Origin of the sequence: Actinocorallia aurantiaca, assembly GCF_039533685.1 — a bacterium.
Taxonomy (GTDB): domain Bacteria; phylum Actinomycetota; class Actinomycetes; order Streptosporangiales; family Streptosporangiaceae; genus Actinocorallia; species Actinocorallia aurantiaca.
Window position 1 is genome coordinate 16,202 of sequence record NZ_BAAATZ010000047.1, and the last position, 18,972, is coordinate 35,173.

General features: G+C 69.7%; 17 protein-coding genes. 6 read left to right on the forward strand and 11 right to left on the reverse strand.

Going from position 1 to position 18,972, the window contains the following annotated elements; translation table 11 throughout:
- Window positions 1-2 precede the first annotated feature (2 nt).
- From ABD327_RS36955 to ABD327_RS36970, 4 genes are all read right to left on the reverse strand, one after another.
- On the reverse strand, window positions 3-1,679 hold the full coding sequence (locus tag ABD327_RS36955; RefSeq protein WP_344458330.1) for a serine/threonine-protein kinase: 1,677 nt from the start codon (window positions 1,677-1,679) through the stop codon (window positions 3-5).
- Between the two features lie 274 nt (window positions 1,680-1,953).
- Window positions 1,954-2,409, reverse strand: a complete 456-nt coding sequence (locus ABD327_RS36960) for a hypothetical protein (protein WP_344458333.1) — start codon at window positions 2,407-2,409, stop codon at window positions 1,954-1,956.
- Between the two features lie 138 nt (window positions 2,410-2,547).
- Window positions 2,548-3,186 (reverse strand): nitroreductase family protein, encoded by a 639-nt coding sequence (locus tag ABD327_RS36965; protein WP_344458336.1) that lies wholly within the window; start codon window positions 3,184-3,186, stop codon window positions 2,548-2,550.
- 157 nt (window positions 3,187-3,343) lie between these two features.
- Window positions 3,344-3,931 (reverse strand): hypothetical protein, encoded by a 588-nt coding sequence (locus ABD327_RS36970; protein WP_344458340.1) that lies wholly within the window; start codon window positions 3,929-3,931, stop codon window positions 3,344-3,346.
- Window positions 3,932-4,101: 170 nt separating this feature from the next.
- Here ABD327_RS36970 and ABD327_RS36975 point away from each other — a divergent pair, with 170 nt between their 5' ends.
- Together ABD327_RS36975 and ABD327_RS36980 are read left to right on the forward strand one after the other, a co-directional pair.
- Window positions 4,102-4,899 carry a class I SAM-dependent methyltransferase gene (locus ABD327_RS36975; protein WP_344458343.1) on the forward strand — a complete coding sequence of 266 codons (798 nt, stop codon included), beginning with the start codon at window positions 4,102-4,104 and terminating at the stop codon, window positions 4,897-4,899.
- Window positions 4,900-5,381: 482 nt separating this feature from the next.
- Window positions 5,382-6,077, forward strand: a complete 696-nt coding sequence (locus ABD327_RS36980) for a DUF429 domain-containing protein (RefSeq protein WP_344458345.1) — start codon at window positions 5,382-5,384, stop codon at window positions 6,075-6,077.
- A 44-nt stretch (window positions 6,078-6,121) separates the two neighbouring features.
- Here ABD327_RS36980 and ABD327_RS36985 read toward each other — a convergent pair whose 3' ends face one another.
- The 3 genes from ABD327_RS36985 to ABD327_RS36995 all read right to left on the reverse strand — a co-directional run bounded on the left by ABD327_RS36985 (window position 6,122) and on the right by ABD327_RS36995 (window position 8,558).
- Window positions 6,122-6,259 (reverse strand): hypothetical protein, encoded by a 138-nt coding sequence (locus tag ABD327_RS36985; RefSeq protein WP_344458348.1) that lies wholly within the window; start codon window positions 6,257-6,259, stop codon window positions 6,122-6,124.
- Between the two features lie 338 nt (window positions 6,260-6,597).
- Window positions 6,598-6,864 carry a nuclear transport factor 2 family protein gene (locus ABD327_RS36990; RefSeq protein WP_344458351.1) on the reverse strand — a complete coding sequence of 89 codons (267 nt, stop codon included), beginning with the start codon at window positions 6,862-6,864 and terminating at the stop codon, window positions 6,598-6,600.
- 2 nt (window positions 6,865-6,866) lie between these two features.
- Window positions 6,867-8,558 (reverse strand): class I adenylate-forming enzyme family protein, encoded by a 1,692-nt coding sequence (locus ABD327_RS36995; protein ID WP_344458353.1) that lies wholly within the window; start codon window positions 8,556-8,558, stop codon window positions 6,867-6,869.
- A 439-nt stretch (window positions 8,559-8,997) separates the two neighbouring features.
- Between ABD327_RS36995 and ABD327_RS37000 the strand changes: the two genes are divergently transcribed.
- Window positions 8,998-9,684 (forward strand): VOC family protein, encoded by a 687-nt coding sequence (locus tag ABD327_RS37000; RefSeq protein WP_344458355.1) that lies wholly within the window; start codon window positions 8,998-9,000, stop codon window positions 9,682-9,684.
- Window positions 9,685-9,854: 170 nt separating this feature from the next.
- Here ABD327_RS37000 and ABD327_RS37005 read toward each other — a convergent pair whose 3' ends face one another.
- The 4 genes from ABD327_RS37005 to ABD327_RS37020 form a co-directional block, all read right to left on the reverse strand.
- Window positions 9,855-11,849 (reverse strand): NACHT domain-containing protein, encoded by a 1,995-nt coding sequence (locus tag ABD327_RS37005; protein ID WP_344458358.1) that lies wholly within the window; start codon window positions 11,847-11,849, stop codon window positions 9,855-9,857.
- Between the two features lie 238 nt (window positions 11,850-12,087).
- A complete protein-coding gene (locus tag ABD327_RS37010; RefSeq protein ID WP_344458361.1) occupies window positions 12,088-13,074 on the reverse strand; it encodes a winged helix-turn-helix transcriptional regulator in 987 nt (328 codons plus the stop codon).
- 10 nt (window positions 13,075-13,084) lie between these two features.
- On the reverse strand, window positions 13,085-14,596 hold the full coding sequence (locus tag ABD327_RS37015; protein ID WP_344458364.1) for a carotenoid oxygenase family protein: 1,512 nt from the start codon (window positions 14,594-14,596) through the stop codon (window positions 13,085-13,087).
- 11 nt (window positions 14,597-14,607) lie between these two features.
- A complete protein-coding gene (locus tag ABD327_RS37020) occupies window positions 14,608-15,825 on the reverse strand; it encodes an acetyl-CoA acetyltransferase (protein ID WP_344458367.1) in 1,218 nt (405 codons plus the stop codon).
- A gap of 194 nt (window positions 15,826-16,019) precedes the next feature.
- Between ABD327_RS37020 and ABD327_RS37025 the strand changes: the two genes are divergently transcribed.
- From ABD327_RS37025 to ABD327_RS37035, 3 genes are read left to right on the forward strand one after another with little or no spacing between them, the layout of a single operon-like run.
- Window positions 16,020-17,228, forward strand: a complete 1,209-nt coding sequence (locus tag ABD327_RS37025) for an acetyl-CoA C-acyltransferase (RefSeq protein ID WP_344458369.1) — start codon at window positions 16,020-16,022, stop codon at window positions 17,226-17,228.
- Window positions 17,225-18,118 (forward strand): SDR family NAD(P)-dependent oxidoreductase, encoded by an 894-nt coding sequence (locus ABD327_RS37030; protein WP_344458371.1) that lies wholly within the window; start codon window positions 17,225-17,227, stop codon window positions 18,116-18,118. Before ABD327_RS37025 ends, ABD327_RS37030 begins: the two co-directional genes overlap by 4 nt.
- The gene (locus tag ABD327_RS37035) at window positions 18,115-18,918 is read left to right on the forward strand and encodes a DUF1295 domain-containing protein (protein WP_344458374.1); all 804 of its coding nucleotides are present in this window, start codon (window positions 18,115-18,117) and stop codon (window positions 18,916-18,918) included. Before ABD327_RS37030 ends, ABD327_RS37035 begins: the two co-directional genes overlap by 4 nt.
- Window positions 18,919-18,972 lie beyond the last annotated feature (54 nt).

The following is an 18,972-nucleotide window of genomic DNA, read 5'->3' on the forward strand; positions in this document are numbered from 1 at the left end:
GCTCAGTACGGCTTGGCGATGGTGCCGCTGGTGCCCCACCCGTCGTAGGCCACCTTGTAGAAGGACTTGTAGAAGGTCTCTCCGCCGTTCACCGCGGTCCGGAGGTTGAGGTCGAGGCTTCGGGGCAGATGCCCGGCGGACAGCAGGATGGTGAAACTGACCGTCAGGCCGGAGCCGCCGGTTCCCTCGTAGAAGGCGCCGACCGCCGGGTCCTCGGCGAGAGACGCGCCCTGGGCCTCACCGCTCAACGTCCAGGTGGCCTGGTCCTTGGTGTGGGTGAAGGACGTCGTGTTGCGGAGCAGCGCCACGAGGTTCTGCGGCGAACTCACCCAGCGGTTCAGGAGCAGCAGGTCCAGATACGGGTCGCCTTTGTGAGAGAGGAAATCCCCGACCTGCTTGGATCCCCAGCCGATCTCTTGTGAGTACGCCTCGTCCCCGATCAGCATCAAACGGCGCGGGTTGATGCTCTCATCGGGAGCGGCCGGGTTGCTCACCGAGACGTCGTAATTGGTCTTCCGGCCATTCCCGTGGTCGAGTCTTCCCTCCGCTTCCAACTGTTCGAGACTGTTCTCGAGTCCGCCCTCCACTTTGACGTTCGCCGTCTTGGCGCCGACCACCGCGGTTTCGACGGCCTTCGCGAAGTCAGCACTGCTCTCCGGCGTGGTGGAGGCGGCGAGGGAGTCGGTCGAGCGGTCTCCGGACAGTTGGACCAGGGCGATTCCGCCTCCCCCGGCGACCAGGACGCCCGCCGCCACCGCCGCCACGAAGGGAAGCTTCCGGGAGCGGCGCCGACGGCCGGGTTCGGTGTACGGAGTCAGCCGAAGGGTCGTCCAGCGGACGGTCCGGTCGTCGTCGAGGGAAGCCTCGACGGCCGTCGCCCGTCCCAGCGCGAGCGCGTCGACACCCGGGCCGGTGTTCTCCAGCAGACTGATGAGGACGTCGCGGGCGGACGGGCGGGCTTCCGGTTCCTTGGCGAGGCAGCGTGCCAGGAGCCCGCGCAGGGGCTGGTCGATCAGACCGAGGTCCGGTTCGGCGGTCAGGAGCCGGTGCATGACGGCCGGGATGGAGTCCTGGCCGTACGGCGGGTTCCCGTTGGCGGCGTAGGCGATCGTGGCCGCCCAGGCGAACACGTCCGCGGCGGACGTGACGGAACGCGTCGAGAACTGCTCGGGCGCCATGTAGCTGGGCGTGCCGACGATCGAGCCGCTCACCGAGGCGGTCGCGTCGGCGTGCCGGGCGATGCCGAAGTCGATGACGCGGGGCCCGTCGGGGCCGAGCAGGACGTTGCCGGGCTTGAAGTCGCGGTGGACGATGCCCGCCTGGTGGATCGCGGCGAGCGCGGTGGCCGTCCCCACGCTCAGCCGGTACAGGGCCGCGCCGGCGAGCGGCCCGTCCTCCTCGACGGCGTCGCGCAGGGACGGCCCGTCGATGAATTCGGTGACCACGTAGTCGTCGCCGACCTCGAGGACCTGCGCGGTGCAGAACGGCGCCACCTTGCGCGCGGCGGAGACCTCCCGCTTGAAGGCCCCGTCGAGCCCGCCGTGCAGCACCTTGACGGCGACCTTCCGCCCGTCGGGAGCCTCGGCCAGGTAGACGACGCCCTGTCCGCCCTCGCCGAGGCGGCCGAGCAGACGGTGGCCGTCGATCTCCTGGGGATCACGTGGAGCGAGGGGGTTCACAGGAGTCCTCGGGGAGAGCCAAGATCGCTGACCCCGACATTGTGCAGCAAGTCAGCCGATAGCTACTCCAAGTCGGACCAGAAACCGGTGACTCAACGGACCAGTACGAGATACAGGATCACCGTGGCGATCACGCTCACAAGGATCGAACCCAGACATCCCAGCCTGCTGGAGAAGAAGAAGAACATGGCTACGCTCTACCCGCATCGCCCTGTTTATCGCGTTGCCGCCCTCGAACGAGGGCCACGTCACTCGGACGCGCGGGGTGCGCGCGTCAGCGGCGGGCGATCTTCGGAGTTCTCTCCAGATCGAAGAGATGCACGTCGTGGTCGGTCTTCCCAGTGATCGTCTCGGCCTTGACGTGGGCCCACACCTTCCGGCCGCCCTTGAGGTACAGGCGGGCGCTGCCCTTGGCCACGGAACGCGAGAAGTTCACGGTGACGCCGTTCCTGAGATCGCCCTTGCCCGTTCCCATGGTGACCGGGCCGAGCACCGGGAGTCCCATCCGCACCCGGAAGTCGGTGGCGAGGGACCTCGGGCTGAAGTTCCCCTGCAGGTTCCAGGACTTGTAGTGGTACTCGAAGACCTGCCTGCCGTCGACGACGTCCCGGTACAGGTAGCCGTCTTCGACCGGGGTGACCTCCTCCGGAAGGGCGGCCGGGATCACCACACCCGAGACGGCCAGGGTCGCTGGAACGAAGACGCCTGCGAGACGAAGAGCACGGAGCACTGCGGAGTTCCTCCCCCGAGAACGAACGACCCGACAGGGGCGGCTCCTACCCGGGAAAGCCTCGAAAGATCATCTAGCCCCGCCCCAGGTTCGGCAACGCGGCGCCCATCCCACCTGAAAGAGCCCGGCCGGCGGTGCTCACCAGGTGTCCCAGTGGATCACCGAGTCGGGCTCGGGCCGCGGGGCCGGGCGGAAGTCCGTGCCCTTGGTGTAGGCGAGGGGGGTCAGCACGGCCTGGGCGACGGTCTCGTAAGGGATCCCGACGATGTCGGCGATGTCCTTCTCGCGGGCCAGGTGCATCGACGTCCAGGCGGTGCCGAGACCACGGGCGCGGGCGGCGAGCATGAAGCTCCACATGCCCGGGAGGATGTTGCCGAGCCCCGCTCTGGCCGACGCGCGGTCGGTGCCCTCGTTGCAGCCGAGCACCAGCACGGGGGCCTCCCCGAGGTGCTCGCCCAAGTGGTCCGCCGAAGCCGCCACCCGGGCCTGGACGCGGTCGCGCTCGGCGTCGCCCGTCGGCCTGCCCGGATAGGCCGGCGAGGCCTTGTACCCGGCATAGACCTGCCCGTACACCTCGCCGATCGCGCGCCGCTTCTCCGCGTCCCGCACCACGACGAACCGCATGGTCACCACGTTCGACCCCGACGGCGCCTGCAGCGCCATCGCCACGCACTCCCGGATCGCCTCCTCGGGGACCTCCCTTGTGAAGTCGAGCCGTTTGCGCACCGCGCGAGTGGTGGAGAGAAGCTGGTCGGGATCGAGGTCTAGCAGCGTCATAACCATGATCATAAGCTTCGTGCCGCGGCCGGCCCGCCACCGCGGTGCCCGTTCGGACCCCGGACCCGGCATGAGGAGGCCCGGCCCCGCACCGACCCGGGTTCGACGTGAGAGGAACCGCGAGGCGGTGGGAGCCGGGCCGTGGAGGACGCGACGGTCAGGAGCCGGCCGCGTCCTGCTTGCTCGGGACTATCTGCGTGCTCGCGGTCTTCTCCTTGACCGCGGCGTCCTTCTCCTCGGCGGCGCCCGTCGTGCCCTCCAGGTCGAAGAGGTGCACGTCGTGGTCGTAGACCCCGTAAGGAGTGGTGGCCTTGATGTGGGCCCAGACCTCCTTCTCCTTCTTGAGGTACAGGCGCGCGTCGCCCTTGGCGACACTGAGCTCGAACGGAAGGGCGACCCCTTCCTTGAGCGACCCCTTGGCCTCCCCCAGCGAGGCGGGCCCGGAGAGCGGAACCTGCATCGCCGCCGAGAGCTCGGTGTTCGTTCCCGCCGCGTCGAGGCCTCCCCTCAGCTGCCAGACCTCGAAGTGGTACTCGAACTGCTGCCTGCCCCCGGCGGTCTTGCGGGTCAGCACCCCGCCGTTGTCGATCCTGGTGACGGTCCCCCCGCCCGGAGGACGGCCGGCCGACTCCTCGGCCGCGGGCCCCGGCTCGCCCGGCGGTCCGGCGTCGGCGGCGGGCGCCCCGAGCATGGTCAGCGGAACAGCGAGGGCCAGGACGCTTGCGAAACGGAGAGTACGGAGCACGTGCTTCCTTTCCCGAAGGCCAGACGGTCTTGGTCGCGTCACCTCCTACCCCTCCCGTTCGCGAGATAGCGCTCCGAAACTCCAAGATCAGGTCATGGGTCACCGGCCCCGTCCGGTTCGGGGGTGATCGCTCCAGGACCAACGGGCCTCGGAGTGCGAGAATCTCCTGTATGAGCGTTTTTGAGGGTAGGTCTCCCGTGGTGGACGTGTTCAGCCGGTCCGCAGCGAACTACGAGCAGCTCGGGGTGGAGTACTTCACGCCCATGGGACGGGCGCTGGTCGAAAGGGCCGGGATCCGGTCGGGGATGCGGGTGCTGGACGTCGGGTGCGGGCGCGGGCACGTGCTGTTCCCCGCGGCCGAGGCGACCGGGCCGTCCGGGTCCGTCGTGGCGACCGACCTCGCCGAGGGGATGGTCTCGCTGACGGCCGCGGCCGCCGCCCACCTGCCGTGGGTGACCGTGGGGCTCGGGGACGCCGGCGCCCCGGATCATCCCGACGGCGCGTTCGACGCCGTCCTCGCCGGGCTCGTCATCTTCTTCCTCCCCTCGCCCGAGGACGCCCTGTCCGCCTACCGGCGCGTCCTCCGGCCGGGAGGGCGGCTCGCCTTCAGCACCTTCGGCGCCCAGGACCCCGCCCTGCAGACCGTCGTGAAGACCCTCGCGCCCTTCGCCCGGCCCTCCGAGGGCGAACGTCCCGCCGACCGCTTCCGCGACCCGGCCTCGATCGCCTCGCTCCTCGCCGGCTGGTCCGGCGTCGAGATCACCGAGCACCCCGTCGAGACCCGCTTCAGCGGCAGGCCCCTCTTCTGGGACTGGCTCTGGTCCCACGGCATACGCGCCCTCCTGGAGCAGATCCCGGCCGACCGCCTGGACGAGGCCCGCGCCGCCGCCTACGCCGTCCTGCCCGAGGCCCCTTTCTCCCTCCACACCGTCCTCCGCGTCACCACCGCCGTCCGCCCTTCTCCCTGACCTCCGTGTTCCGGCCGGTTCGGCGGACCCTCCGGGGATGATGACCTTGAGTTTCGCAAAAAGTGCCATAAGGACCTTTTGCAAGCGGCCACTCCTGCGATATAAGGCCGCTTCCAGATTGGCTGAAACTCTCATCTTTCATAAAACTCTTGGGTCAACAAACCTGCCGGTAACGGTCATGTGATGAGAGCGGCGAAGCCCGGTGATGGCGCACATGGCCTGTCAGACAGTTCAGGCAGAATGGGCACCGGAGCAGGAACATCCGGGAGCACGGACAGGGCCGGTGACGGCGAACCGTGCTCGCGCTACGTGTCCGAAGGAATGCATTCCCGACGGGGGCGGACACGGAGTGTGAGCATTTTCTCTGTCAACTAAAGGAGTAAGTGGCCTAAATTTCCGTATTCTGTCCGTTATGCCGGTGAGGTGATCCCGGAAGTCCTAAGGTCGTCGTCGTCGACGAGTGTGAAGCCGGGGAGAACTGCATGGACCTGCCGCGTGTCCTGGGTGTGGACGCCTGCAAGAAGGGCTGGGTCGGAATCGCGGTCTCGGACGACGGCGGGCTGACCGCCTACCACGCTCCGGAGATCGACGAGCTGGTCGCCATCGCCGAGGTCGACGGGAAGGTCGACATGGTGGGCGTGGGCATGCCGATCGGCCTGGCGGACGCCGGGCGCCGCCAGGCGGACGTGCTCGCGCGCAAGGCGGCCGGGCCGCAGTGGCACTCGGTGGTCATCGTCCCGGTGCGGGAGGCCCTGGAGAGCAAGGACCTCGCCGCGGCGAGGGAGGCGAACCTCCGGCTGGCCGGGGAGGGCTTCACCCCCCAGGCCTTCTCCCTCAGGACCAGGATCCTTCAGGTGGACCGCTGGGTGCGCGAGGCGCGGGTCCGGGTCGTCGAGGTGCGTCCCGAGGTCAGCTTCGCCGCGCTGGCGGGCGGGCACCTGCGTTCCCGCAAGTCGTCGTGGTCGGGCGCGCACCACCGGCGGGAGCTGCTCGCCCGCGCGGGGATCATGCTGCCCAACGAGCTCGGCGACCCCGGGCTGAACGCGAACGTGGACGACATGCTCGACGCCGGGATCGCGGCATGGACGGCCCGCCGCGCCGCCCGCGGCGAGGCCCGTGTCCTGCCGGACCCGCCGGAGACCTTCAGCGACGGGCTCTCCTGCGCCGTCTGGATCTGACCCGCCCGTACGGTCCGTCGCACCGGAACCGGACGGGCGAACGGTCAGAGCTTGTTCAGTTTGGCGAAGGGCGCCGGGATGCGGCGGCGTTCGGTGCCGAAGTCGACCACGACGTCCACGCCCTCCGTCACGGAGGTGACGCGGCCGAGACCGTACTTGTCGTGGCTCACGAGATCGTCCACGGCGTACTTCTCGAGCGGCGGCGGAGGCGGCGGCGGGGCGAAGGGACTGGTCGGCAGATGCCTCGGAGTGGAGCGTGAAGGTTTCATCCTCTCCAGTATTCGCCGAAAAACCGTCCAGCGGGACCCAAAAGACCCAAAGATCTACCTCGAACACAGCCGAAGACCCGGTTGAGGCCTTCTTTACCCCTCCTGAAGGCCTCGGACGGCCGTCCCGATGACCGGAAACCGCAGGACGCGGGACTGCGACGAGGGCCGCGGCAGTGACCAAGACCACGGCCGCCCGCAGGCGAAGAGCCGGGCCGAGGGGGTCCTCGCGGACGATCCCCCGGCCCGCGGGGTCAGGGGGCGTCGAAGACGTCGCGGCACTGGAGGAAGACGCGGCCGTCCACGACGTCCATGGCCTGGATCTGCAGGCCCGGGTGGACGAGACCCTCGGCCGGCGGGCTCAGGCGCTCACGGATCGCCTCACGGCCCCGGAGGGGCTCCTGCGTGACGCCGTGGAGGACGCCGCCGGGGGCGGAGAGGGAGACGATCCCCTCCCGGTCCGTGGCGTTCCAGGCGTCGACCATCTGCCGGACGACGTGCGGCTTCTCTTCGCCGGTCATGGTCACATGAGCTCCTCGCGCAGGTCCCTCTTGAGGACCTTGCCGATCGGGTTGCGCGGCAGGGACGAGCGGAGCTCCAGGCGCTCGGGGAGCTTGAAGGACGCGATGCGCCGGTCCCGGAGGTGGGAGACGAGATCTTCGAGGGTGGGGGCGGCGCCTTCGGCGGGGACGACGACGGCGCAGACCCTCTCGCCGAGGATCTCGTCGGGGTAGCCCACGACGGAGACCTCCGCGACGGCCGGATGGGCCGAGAGCAGGTCCTCCAGCTCGGCCGGGGCGATGTTCATGCCGCCGCGGATGACGAGGTCCTTGGCCCGGTCGACATAGCGGAGGAAGCGGCCGTCCTCGCCGGCGATCTCGAAGACGTCGCCCGTGCGCAGGTAGCCGTCCTCGTCGAAGGGACTCGCCAGGTTCGCGCCGCCGAGGTAGCCCGGGAAGATCGTCGGGCCCTTGATGCGGAGTTCGCCGGGGACGCCGGGCTCGGTCACCTCCTTGCCGGTGGCGTCGTCGACCAGGCGCACGCTCACCCACTTCGAGACGCGGGACGTCCACTCCACCCCGGGGACGCCGTAGCGCGGGAAGTAGCGGGCGCGCTGCTCGGGGTCGGGCACGTCGTGCGGGTCCGTCAGGAGCGCGATGCCCTCGTTGGAGCCGAAGAAGTTGATGACCCCGATGCCGTGCTTCTCCTGCCAGCCGCGCACCATCGCGGGCGGCAGCGGCGCCGAGCCCGAGCCGAGGACGCGCAGCGAGCCCAGGTCGGTGGCGGCGAGCAGCTCGGGGCGGGCCAGCAGCATGCTCAGCAGGGCGGGCGGCGCGACGGTGTACGTCGCCTTCTCCTCGGCGATCTGCCGCAGGAACGTCGGAAGGTCGAACGGGTGGTGCTGGACGAGCACTCCCCCGACGCGCAGCCACGGCAGGAACATGCCGTTGATGCCGGCCATGTTCACCATCGGGAACGGGTTGAGCAGCACGTCGTCGGCGGTGAGGCGGGGCGCGTCGACGGTCGCCCAGCAGATGGCCAGCCAGTCGTAGTGGGTGCGCGGCACGCCCTTCGGGGTGCTCTCGGTGCCGGACGTCCAGCAGATCGTCACGCAGTCGTTCGGGTCGGCGGGGTGCTCGGCGGCGTAGGCCTCGACGCGTTCCCGCGCCCCCGGGACGGGAACGGCGGCGACGACGCCCTCCGGCAGGTCCTCGCCGTACGCGAAGACCGTCCGCAGCGCGGGCAGCGCGTCCTTCACCCCGCAGATCTCCCGTACGGGCGAGCGGTCTCCCAGCCGGTCCACCGTCAGGTAGGCGGTGAATCCGGCGAGCCGTCCCAGCTCGGTGACCTCGTGCTCCCGGTACTGGGCGGGCAGCGGCGAGACGACGGCGCCCAGCCGCCAGCACGCCAGGTAGGCGGTGACGAGCTCGACGGTGTTGGGCATCTGCAGCCCCACCACGTCCCCCGCGCCGACTCCGTGCGAGAGCAGCACGTCGGCGAGGCCGGTGACCTCCTCGTCCAGTTCGCGCCAGGTGAGCCGCCGGGGCGGCGTGCCGGTCAGGTCCGCCTTGTTGGCGGGGTCGACGACGGCGAGCCGGCCGGGAGCGGCCGCCACACGGGCGCGGAACAGCCCGTCCATGGTCTCGTCGCCCCACTGGCCGGCGGAGGTGTACTCCGCGACGCGCTCGGCGGAGTGCAGTCCTCGGTGTCCCATTCGGGCCGTCCTTTCCTTGCGCACGAAAAAGAGGGGAAGGCAGGCCGGCGGGTCGGATGAAGGCCCCGGGCTTCCGGCCGGCTCCTTACAGGGGGGTAATACTTCAATTAGCAGTGTGTTGCCGGTCACACACCTTGCTACAACAGAAAGAGTGACGACGTCAACGGATCGCCAGCACACTCTCGTAGTTGTAGCTTGATTGAGACCGGGATCACTCACCGCCCGAAGCGACCCTACGACGCCCCGTCCACCGGGATCCGGCTCTTGGGCATACTCATCGGCGACCCGGCCCGCCTCGCCCCGGGCGGCGAGCGCCCCGGCGACCTCGTATTCCACGACCCGAACGGAGCCGGCGAATGATCCGAACCGAAGACGCCACCGCAGGACGCGAGCGCCGCACGTCCCGCCTCCTGCCCGTCTCGAACCCGCGGACCGGCCGATGAGCGGGCTCGAACTGATCCAGGTGTCGGTGGCCGGGCACGAGCTCACCTCCCGCCCGCGCGAGGTACTGGGACTGCCACGGGGCTTCGTCGACCCGGAACTCGAGGGCTGGGGAATGGCCAACGAGATCCTCGACCTCGGACGGACGTACCTGGAGTTCCTCGCACCGGCCGGGCCTTCCTCCTCCCTGCACGCCTTCCTGGCCCAAGGGGAAGGCGGATACGTCGTCGCGCTCCGGACGCCGGACACGAACGCGCTGGTCGAGCGGGCCTCTCGGCGCGGGGTGCGATTGGTCCACCGGCAGGAGTTCCGCGGGGCGGACATCGTCCAGCTCCACCCGGACGACCTGGGCGTGACACTCGAAGCCGACCTCCTGCCCGAGGGAAGGCACTGGCACTACGACACCCTGGACGTGCCCGAGCGACCCGAAGACGCTCCCATCAGAGACCTGATCGCGGTCGACGTCGCCGTGGACTCCCCCGAGGAGAAGGCCGAACTGTGGGCCTTCCTGCTGGACGCCTCGCTCGCCTCCGCCTCTTCCGTCCAGGTGGGCTCGGGCCTGGTGCGATTCGTGCCCTCCGCCGGACGTACCGGGCCGGCAGCCGTCGACCTCCGAGCCTCGCACGCCGCCGAACACGTGCTCTCCGGACTGACCGTCCGTTTCATCCCCGAGGGAAATGCGTGACGATCCAGTCAGATTCTCCTGACATAAAGAGAAGGCGCTTGCCTTCTCCACATGCCCGTATCCATCGCGCACGAAAGCGACCAGCGGCTCGTCACCCGACCTTGCCGGGGTTATGGATCTCGGTGGCCGAGCCCGGCGGCCTTGCTCCGATGCTGTCGATGGAGGCGTCTTCAGTGGTCGCTTGCAGGAGGCCGCACCGCGGCGAAGTACTCCTGGAACATCGCATGGCGGAACTGGTAGATCGGACCGACCTGTCGGAGAAGACCCAGCCGGTGGCAGTCTTCGAGGAAGCTCAGGGTTCTCAGCGGGGTCTTCGACTCTGCGCGGAGCATGATGACCGTCAGGTAGTACACCCAGCCCGCGCTCATGCTCGCAGTGATGCCGACGAGGGTTCCCGCGGCCATGCCGCCGCCGCGCCCTCCCAAGGCTCCGGCGATCGTTCCGAAGGCGAGCGCGTAGGCCGTCCGGAGCCAGAAGTCGTGGGCCAGGATCTTCGCGGCGGTCCGGGGCTGCTGGTCGCTTGCAGGCTTTGTCGCCCAGCTGAAGAGGACGGTCACGACCCAGATCAGGACAACGGCGAGAACGATGCCGGCCGGCGTGGCGTCCTTGCCGGCGATCAGGGCGACTCCGACCCCCATGGCTACCGCGAGGAGAGAGATCGGCGAGAGCACCGTCCTCCTCAGCGCACTGCCTTTGTGCCGGAACCGGAGACCGACCTGCCGTGGCGCCGGTTTGAGGAAGTTGAACGCGACGAGCACGCCGGTGGACAGAGTGAGCAGCAAGCCGAAGAGCAGGCCGCCGAGAAACCCGGGGATCGAGGCCGAGTAGGCGGCAAGGAATCCGCACAGCAACCCGCCCAGGAACAGGATCTTCCAGGAACGTCCACGTCGGTCGACGGCGCTGTGAAGCTGCCACCACGCAAGATCACGGCTGCTTTCCGCCTCGAGCCTGCCGGCGAAGAAGGCCAGCCAACGGCGGGTGTCGGAGGCGTCCCAGGATCGGCGGGGGCGGAACGGACGGTCCTCGTCTCGGTGCCGGGACGGCCGATTGGCCTCGAGGAGTGCCGGGACGAGCTGGTCCAGCAGAGCCTGGACCACGCCGTCCGGCGACGTAGGGAGGTCGGCGAGGACGAGCTCACGATGGGGAACGATGTAGACCTCGCGAAGCAGCCACAAGCGCAGCGGTGTCGTGAGGGCGCGCCCGAGGGCCGTTCGAGGCCGGTTGCGCAGATCGGAGAGGAGGGCCGGCCATTCACCGGGAGCGTCCGGGGAGAGACACCGTTCCAGGTAGTCGGCGGCCGCCGGGCCCTCCACCGCCTCAGGCTCGATGACCGCGCTACGGCTCAGGACGCCCCTGGTCACCGCCCTCCGGAACTCCTCTGTCCTCGACGTCAAGATCAATGGATCATCGGCGGTCAGCGCCGCGTTGATCGCCTTGATCACCTTCGGCCGGACGGGCTCGGGCAGCTCGTCGAAGCCATCGAGAACCGGCAGGATTCTTCTGTTGCGGACCAAGCGGCGCGCAGCCTCCTCCCCGTACTCGGCGGCGGCCAGGAAGGAGTAGTCGCGGTCGAGCCGGCGGGCGAGCCAATCGGGGTACGACAGGACATCCGGGTCCCAGTCGGCCAGAGTGAACAACACGGGGATGGGCTCGTCCTCGGCGCGGGTGAGGAGCAGCTCGCGCAGCAGCATGACCGCAAGCGTCGTCTTTCCCAGCTCGGGATTTCCAAGGATCACGAGCCGACGGTTGGGCAGGGCACGGAAACGCTGCGCGAGCTCGGCCACCGTCTCGGTGTCTCCGCCGATGAGCACCCGTCCGGGCTTGCCCCTGATGTTCCGCGCATGATCCATGACCGGCAGCCGGGTCGTGCGCCAGTGCACGACCACCGGATCGTCCAACCGGCGAACGCTGATCTCGTCACGCCACTGCGCCAGCACGATTTCGGCGAGCTGCCGTCCGGCGGCATCGACCTGCTCGATCGCAAGGATGCCCTGCGGTCTCTTCCGCCACCACCAGACGACGGTCCCGGCCAGCATGGCGACCATGGCGGTCACCGCACCGATGACACTCGCCCAGTTATCGGCCTTGCTGATGCCGCCATCACTTTGTACGACATAGAAGAGCCACCCGACCCCGCCCACCACCCCGAGCAGCACCAGTCCCACGAATCCGGACTCCAGTCGCCGCCGCCCCCTCCGTGTGATCATGCAGTGAATGGTGGCGCGACAAGCACCGCATATCTTCCCAAAACCGTGCAATGACCCGATGCGGCCATACACGCCCATGAACTTGTCGCTCCTGGCGCGTGAAGAGGTCTTGCTGTTGGTGTCGGCCTGTTCACCTGATGCGGTCCGGGTGGGCGGCGGCGCGTTCGCGGGCCCTCGCCGGGGGCGGGACTACGGATCAGGTGCTGTTCTCGACCAGCACCTCGGTGCCGCGCAGGACGCCGGCGCACTGGTCGCAGGTGAGCTGGACCTGCAGGTCCTGGCCGCATTCGCGGTGGGTGTAGACCAGCGCCGGGCCTTCGGCGGCCCGGAACCAGCGCTGCCCCCAGTCGATCGCGGTCATGACGACCGGGTAGAACGCCCGGCCCTTGTCGGTGAACTGGTAGCTCTGCCAGTCGGCCCGCTCGCTCCCCGGGATCTGGGTGAAGACCCCCAGGTCGCAGAAGACGCGGAGCCGGTCGGAGATGATCGTGGGCGGGGCGCCGAGCCGCTGCTCGAAGTCGCGGAACCGGTGGGCTCCCTGGAAGGCGGCGCCCAGCAGCGCCGCCGACCAGCGGTTGCCGATCAGCGCCATCGTCTCGGGGAACATCCCGGCGCCCTCGGCGGACGACGAGCGGCGGCGGGTGGTGGCGGCGGGGACCGAGCGGCTCCAGGTGCCGCTGGGTCCGAATCCGCCGGTGACGTCGCGTGCTCTGGCGGGCCGCCCGCACGCGGCGCACATGAGCGTCGGGAGGAACGTCCGGCCGCACGTCTTGTGCACCATCCGGGGCAGCCGCTCCGGATGCGCGGGGACCCACTGGGACTCCCACGCCCAGATCGTCAGCAGCACCGGCCACAGGTCGCGTCCGCGTCTGGTGAGGACGTACTCGAAGCGCTTGGCCTTCTGCTGGTACTCGACCCTCTCGAACATTCCCATCTCGGTGAGAACGTTGAGTCTTCGGGTGAGCACCGCGTGTGAGATCGGAAGTTCCTGCCGCCAGATCCCGTATCGCCGAACACCCAGCATCGCGTAGCGCAGGATCAGAAGGTTCCACTCGTCGCCGATGAGGCCGAGGGTCCATCCGACCGCGTTGGTCTCGCCCGCCGGCAGCCTGGTGGGCCGGTCCGACGGGTGGACCAGGGGCGGTGCGGTGTCGGTCGACGGGGTCGACGGCGGGTTGGTCAAGGGGCGCCTTTCAGAGACCGACTGCCGAGGCCGCGGAGTCCGCGGCCGACCAGCCGGGGATCGCCGAGCCCGGCGCCCAGGTGGCGTGGGTGCCGCTGGAGACGCGCTCGGGGAGCCTGACGCGGGCGACCGGGCCGTCTGCCAGCCTGGACGCCTCGAAGATCAGGCACTCGGAGCGGTCCTGGTTCATGTCGGTGGTCAAGGTAATAACGTAGCCGTCCTCCTCCCCCGTCGCCCCGACTCTCGGAGCCATGGCGGGCTCGCTGCCGTAGACGCCTTCCGGCAGGGAGAAGCGCTCCTCCGCGCCCGTCACCACGTCGTGCCGGACGAGGCCGTTGAACAGGAACCAGCCGTCCAGGCCGCTGGCGGCGTACGTGTACCGGTAGGGGCGGCCGCCGTAGCGGTTGTTCATCACGCCGAACTCGGTGATGGACTCGGAGAGCCGCTCCTCCTTGCACTGGCCCGTGACGAGGTTCAGCCGCCACCTGTGCAGGCGCGTCTGCATCCGGTCGAGCGCCAGGAAGCGGAACATGCGCTGGTAGAAGGTGCCGTCGCCGGTGTCCGTGGGCTCCGGGTCCCCTTGGAAGAAGCCGTCCAGGACGATCTCGTCGCCGTCCTCGTAGGCGTTCACCCAGTGCAGGACGTACGTGGGGTCGGCCTCGAACCACTGCACCTTGCCGCCTCCGCGCCTGGGCAGGACGCCGAGCCGGAGGGGCAGTTCGGGGTGGAAGCGGGACGCGTACAGCCCCTTCTTCATCAGCTCCGGCTCCCAGAAGAGGGGACAGTCGTTGAGGATGGCGTAGTTCTCGGTGAACGCCATGTCGTGCGGAAGGCGGGGGCCCGGCAGCGGGACTTCGACGTAGTCGACGAGCTTGTTGTCGGCGTCCACGCGGCCGTAGTGCATGAACGGCGCGTCGGTTCCGTAGTCGAAGAACAGCAGTTCGCCGGTGTGCTCGTCCACCTTGGTGTGCGCGGAGACGCCGGTGGACGGGAAATCACCGTTCCAGGTGGTCTTACCGAGTGTTTCCAGGGTGAGCGGGTCGAGCCGGTAGAGGTCTCCGCACTGGTAGAAGCTCGTGAGGGCGACGCCCGCGTGGACGACGACGTCCGTGCTGGAGGCGTCCTTCATGCGTCCGCGAGCACCCCAGCCGTCCTGGCGGATCGACTTGGCCGGGCGTTCTGCGATGCCCGCCCACAGCGCCTGGCCCGCTTCCCGTTCGGCGAGGAGTCCCTCGGTCTGCACGAAACGGTTGCGGTAGAACGCCTTGCCGTCGCGGAAACCGACGACGTGGACCATGCCGTCGCCGTCGAACGGGTGGTAGCGGCCGTCCAGGGCCGGGTGCACGGGGTTCTCGGTGTTGCGCAGGTAGATGCCGTCCAGGTCCGCCGGGATCTCGCCTTCGACTTCGAGGTCGTCGGCCTTCCACTCGGTGGTCTGGGGCCGCCACGGACCCGTCCGGTACGGGTGGTCGTCGTCGGAAGGCAGGGTGGAGAGCACCCTTCCCAGGACTTCAACGTCCATGGTCGATCTCCTTAGTCGGTGCCGATGACGAAGCTGACGACCGTCGTGGTGCTGCCGCCGATGTTCAGGGTCGCGAAACGGTTCGCTCCGTCCACCTGGGTGTCTCCGGCGGTGCCGGTGACCTGGTCGGCCGCGTCCACGAGCATGCGTACGCCGGTCGCACCCACGGGGTGGCCGCCTCCGATGAGCCCGCCACTGGGGTTGACGGGGATTCGCCCGTCCTTCTCCAGGTCGCCGTTCTCGACGGCCTTCCAGCTCTCGCCGGGGGCTGTGATGCCGAAGTGGTCGATGGCCATGTACTCCGACATGGTGAAGCAGTCGTGCGTCTCGATACCGTCCACGGCGTCCACGTCGGGGATTCCGGCGCGGCGGAACGCGTCATGGACGGCGTCACGGACGTGCGGGAGCGCGTATTCAGCGTCGCGTGAGCGGTCCAGCTTCTGCTGAAGCGGCAGGCCCGCCGTGCTGTGTCCCCAGCCTTGGATGCGGGCGAGGTTCCGAAGCTCGGGGCGCCTTTGCAGGTAGCGCTCGCTGACGAGGACGATTCCCGCGCCGCCGTCGGTGACCTGGCTGCAGTCGTGGCGGCGCAGGCGGCCTTCGACCAGCGGGTTCACCTTGTCGTCGGTGCTGAAGCTCGCCTCGGTGAGCTCCCAGCCGCGCGTCTGGGCGTTGGGGTTGGCGCGGGCGTTGCGGAAGTTGAGCTCGCCGATCGCGCGCAGGTGGGCGTCGTCGATGCCGTAGCGGCGGTCGTATTCGTCGGTCAGGGCGCTGAACATGTACGGCCACATGAACTTCGCGTCCTGGCCTTCGTGCCCGACCCAGGCCGCGGCGCCCAGGTGGCGGGGTGCGACGTCGCCGGGGACGGTCTTCTCCAGTTCGAGGCCGAGTACCAGGGCGACGTCGTAGCGGCCGGATTCGAGATCGGCCATGGCGGAGAGGACGGCGATGCCTCCGGAGGCGCACGCCGCCTCGTGGCGTGAGGACGGGACGCCCCACAGTTCGGGGACGACCGTCGCGGGCATGCCGCCCAGCTGCCCCTGCCCGGTGAACAGCTGGCCGAAGGCGTTGCCGACGTGGATGACCTCGATGTCGCCGGGTTCGAGGCCGGCGTCCTGGAGCGTTCTCGTCGTCACTTCCTCGGTGAGGTCGGAGAACTCCCCGCCCGTGCGGCCCCAGTTTCGGGCGAAGTCCGTCTGGTAGCCGCCCAGGATCGACACGGCTGCGGTCATCTCTGGCTCCTCCCTCGGTGTGCGGCCCGGCTCGGACCGCCTGGGTTCTTACTACAACAAAGAGAGTAAGTCGTCAATGACAGGTTCGTCGATCACCCAGCACAGAAAGGGAAACGCAGCGAATCCGGCCTTGTCCTCGCCCTCGAGATGAAACTACATTTAAAAGAGCAATCCGAGGAGGAAGAAGGTCACGCATGACCGAAGCGCTGGTTCTGGACTACGTGCGCACCGCCCGGGGCAAGGGCTCCAAGCGGGGGTCCCTGCACCAGGTGAGCCCGGTCGACCTGGTCGTCCGGCTCCAGGAGGCCCTGGTCGCCCGGACCGAGATCGACCCGTCCCGCGTCCAGGACGTGACCGTCGGCTCCGCGTCGCAGGTGGACGAGCAGGGCGCCGACCTCGCCCGCACCGCCACCCTGCTGGCCGGATGGGGACACGGCGTCCCCGGCGGGACGATCAACCGGTTCTGCGCGTCCGGCGTCGACGCCGTCGCCCAGACCGCCGCGCGGATCCGCGCCGGGGACCTCTCCCTGGCCGTCGCGGGCGGCGTCGAGAGCGTCTCGCGCGTCCCCATGTTCAGCGACCGCGGACCCCTGTGGACGGACCCGGAGACGATCAGGCGCGTCGGTTCGGTGCACATGGGCATCGCCGCGGACCTCAACGCCACCCTCGACGGGTGGACCCGCGAGGAACTCGACGCCTACGGGGTGGAGACCCAGGCCAAGGCCGCCCGGGGCTGGGACGAGGGCGTGCACGCGCGCTCCGTCGTCCCGGTCGAACTGCCCGACGGGTCGCTCTTCGCCCGGGACGAACTGATCCGCCCCGACACCAGCGCGGAGTGGCTCGCCAGGCTGCCGTCCGCGTTCGCCGGACTCGGCGCCGAAGGCCAGGACGCCATCGCGCTCGCCGCCCACCCCGAGGCGGGCGAGATCGCCCACCTGCACACCGTCGGCACCTCACCCGCCCTGGCCGACGGGGCCGCGCTGCTCCTGCTCGGCTCTCCCGAGACGGCCGAGGCCCTGGGCCTGCGCCCCCGCGCCCGGATCGTCGCGTCCGCCGTCGTCAGCACCGACCCCGTGATCATGCTGACGGCGGGCCAGCAGGCGGTCGAGGCCGTCATCGCCAAGGCGGGCCTGACCCCCGCCGACATCGACGTCTTCGAGTTCGCCGAGGCGTTCGCGGCGATGTGCCTGAAATTCCGCCGCGAGCTGGACGCCGGACCCGACCGGATGAACCCCAACGGCGGCACCATCGCCATGGGGCACGCCTTCGGCGCCACCGGAGCGATCATGACCGGCGGCTGCGTGGAGGAACTGGAACGCCGCGAGGGCCGGTACGGAGTCGCCGCGGTCAGCGGCGCCGCCGGGCTGGGCGTCGCGGTCCTGATCGAACGGATGAACCCTTGAGCACCTCCCTCGACGGACAGGTCGTCGTCATCTCCGGCGGCGGCCGCGGCCTCGGCCGCGCCTTCGCGCTCGACCTCGCCGCACGCGGCGCCCGCCTCGTCGTCAACAACCGCAACCGCGTCGTGGACGACCAGGGCCTCGGCCCCGCCGACCACGTCGTCGCCGAGATCAAGGCCATGGGCGGCGAGGCCGTCGCCGAGCACGGGGACGTGACCGACCCCGCGACGGCGTCCGACGTCGTACGGCTGGCCCTGGACACCTGGGGCCGTATCGACGCCTGCATCACCAGCGCCGCCGTCAGCGGCCCCGCCATGTTCCACAAGACCAGCCCCGAGGCGTTCGAGACGGTCATCCGCACCAACGTGCTCGGCAGCTCCCAGATCGCCTCGGCGTGCTCGGCCGTCATGCGCGAGCAGCGCCACGGCCGCATCGTGCTCGTCTCCTCCGCCGCCGGGCTGCACGGGGAACCCACCGTCTCGGCGTACGCCGCCAGCAAGGGCGCGCTCATCTCCCTCGGCAAGACCATCGCCTTCGAAGGCGCCTCCCGCGGCGTCTTCACCAACGTCCTGCTGCCCTACGCCACCACCCAGATGACGGACGCCGGTATGGACCCCCGCTACCGCGACGTGATGGACGCCGCCGCCGTAGCACCCGTCGTCGCCGCACTCGTCTCCCCCTCCAGCACCCTGAACGGGCAGGTCATCGTCGCGGCGGGCGGCGGCCTGCGCGTCGCGACGTCCGTCGAGTGGGGCACCGTCCCGCTGACGTCCGGCGCCGACGACCCCGCCGAACTCGCGTCCCTGCTGGAGGCGAGCCGCAAGGGCCCCGCCCACGAGTACCTCCACGCCCAGGACGGCTTCCAGGACTTCGCCGAGGAGCTGACGACGTGAGCCTGGCCCCTCTCCTCGTCAACCTGGGCGTCACCGCCCTGGCCGTGGCGCTGACGATGCTCGCCACCATGGCCGTCTCCCTGCGCACCCGCGTCTTCAGCGGCATCGACATCGTGTGGGGCCTCGGCTTCGTCGTCATCGCCGCGGTCTCCGCCCTCACGTCCTTCCTCCAGGACGCGGGCGACCCGGCCGTCCGCCTCATCGCCCTGGCGCTCACCGCCGTGTGGGGCCTGCGCCTCGGCCTGTACATCCTCAGCCGCAACCGCGGCCACGGCGAGGACCCCCGTTACGCCGCCCTGATGCGCAAGAACAACGGCAGGATCGTCCCCTACGTCGTCCGGACGATCTACTGGCCGCAGGGCTCGATCATGTGGGTCGTCTCCCTGCCCGTCCAGTTCGCGATGTACCAGACGGCCGGCGTCACCCTCCTCACCTACGCGGCCGTCGCCGTGTGGCTGGTCGGGTTCCTCTTCGAGACGGTCGGCGACGCCCAGCTGTCCCGCTTCAAGGCCGACCCCGCGAACCAGGGCAAGATCATGGATCGGGGCCTGTGGGCCTGGACCCGCCACCCCAACTACTTCGGCGACGCCACCGTCTGGTGGGGCCTGTTCCTGCTGGCCTGCTCCCACTGGAGCGGCCTCCTGACGGTCGTCGGCCCCCTCCTGATGACCCACATGCTCGTCAACAAGAGCGGCAAGGCCCTCCTGGAGCGCCAGATGTCCCGCCGCCGCGGCCCCGAATACACCGCCTACGTCGCCCGCACCAGCGGCTTCTTCCCCTGCCCTCCACGCCGCGCCTGACCCGTCCGGGCGTCCCGCCGACCATCCGCGTGGCGCCCGGACGGCTCGACCGCC

Coding starts and splice junctions, on each gene's coding strand:
- ABD327_RS37000 (WP_344458355.1), top strand. CDS start 8,998: ATGAGCGGGCTCGAACTGATCCAGGTGTCGGTGGCCGGGCACGAGCTC.
- ABD327_RS37025 (WP_344458369.1), top strand. CDS start 16,020: ATGACCGAAGCGCTGGTTCTGGACTACGTGCGCACCGCCCGGGGCAAG.
- ABD327_RS37020 (WP_344458367.1), bottom strand. CDS start 15,825: ATGACCGCAGCCGTGTCGATCCTGGGCGGCTACCAGACGGACTTCGCC.
- ABD327_RS36980 (WP_344458345.1), top strand. CDS start 5,382: ATGGACCTGCCGCGTGTCCTGGGTGTGGACGCCTGCAAGAAGGGCTGG.
- ABD327_RS36995 (WP_344458353.1), bottom strand. CDS start 8,558: ATGGGACACCGAGGACTGCACTCCGCCGAGCGCGTCGCGGAGTACACC.
- ABD327_RS37015 (WP_344458364.1), bottom strand. CDS start 14,596: ATGGACGTTGAAGTCCTGGGAAGGGTGCTCTCCACCCTGCCTTCCGAC.
- ABD327_RS36975 (WP_344458343.1), top strand. CDS start 4,102: ATGAGCGTTTTTGAGGGTAGGTCTCCCGTGGTGGACGTGTTCAGCCGG.
- ABD327_RS36990 (WP_344458351.1), bottom strand. CDS start 6,864: ATGACCGGCGAAGAGAAGCCGCACGTCGTCCGGCAGATGGTCGACGCC.
- ABD327_RS36965 (WP_344458336.1), bottom strand. CDS start 3,186: ATGACGCTGCTAGACCTCGATCCCGACCAGCTTCTCTCCACCACTCGC.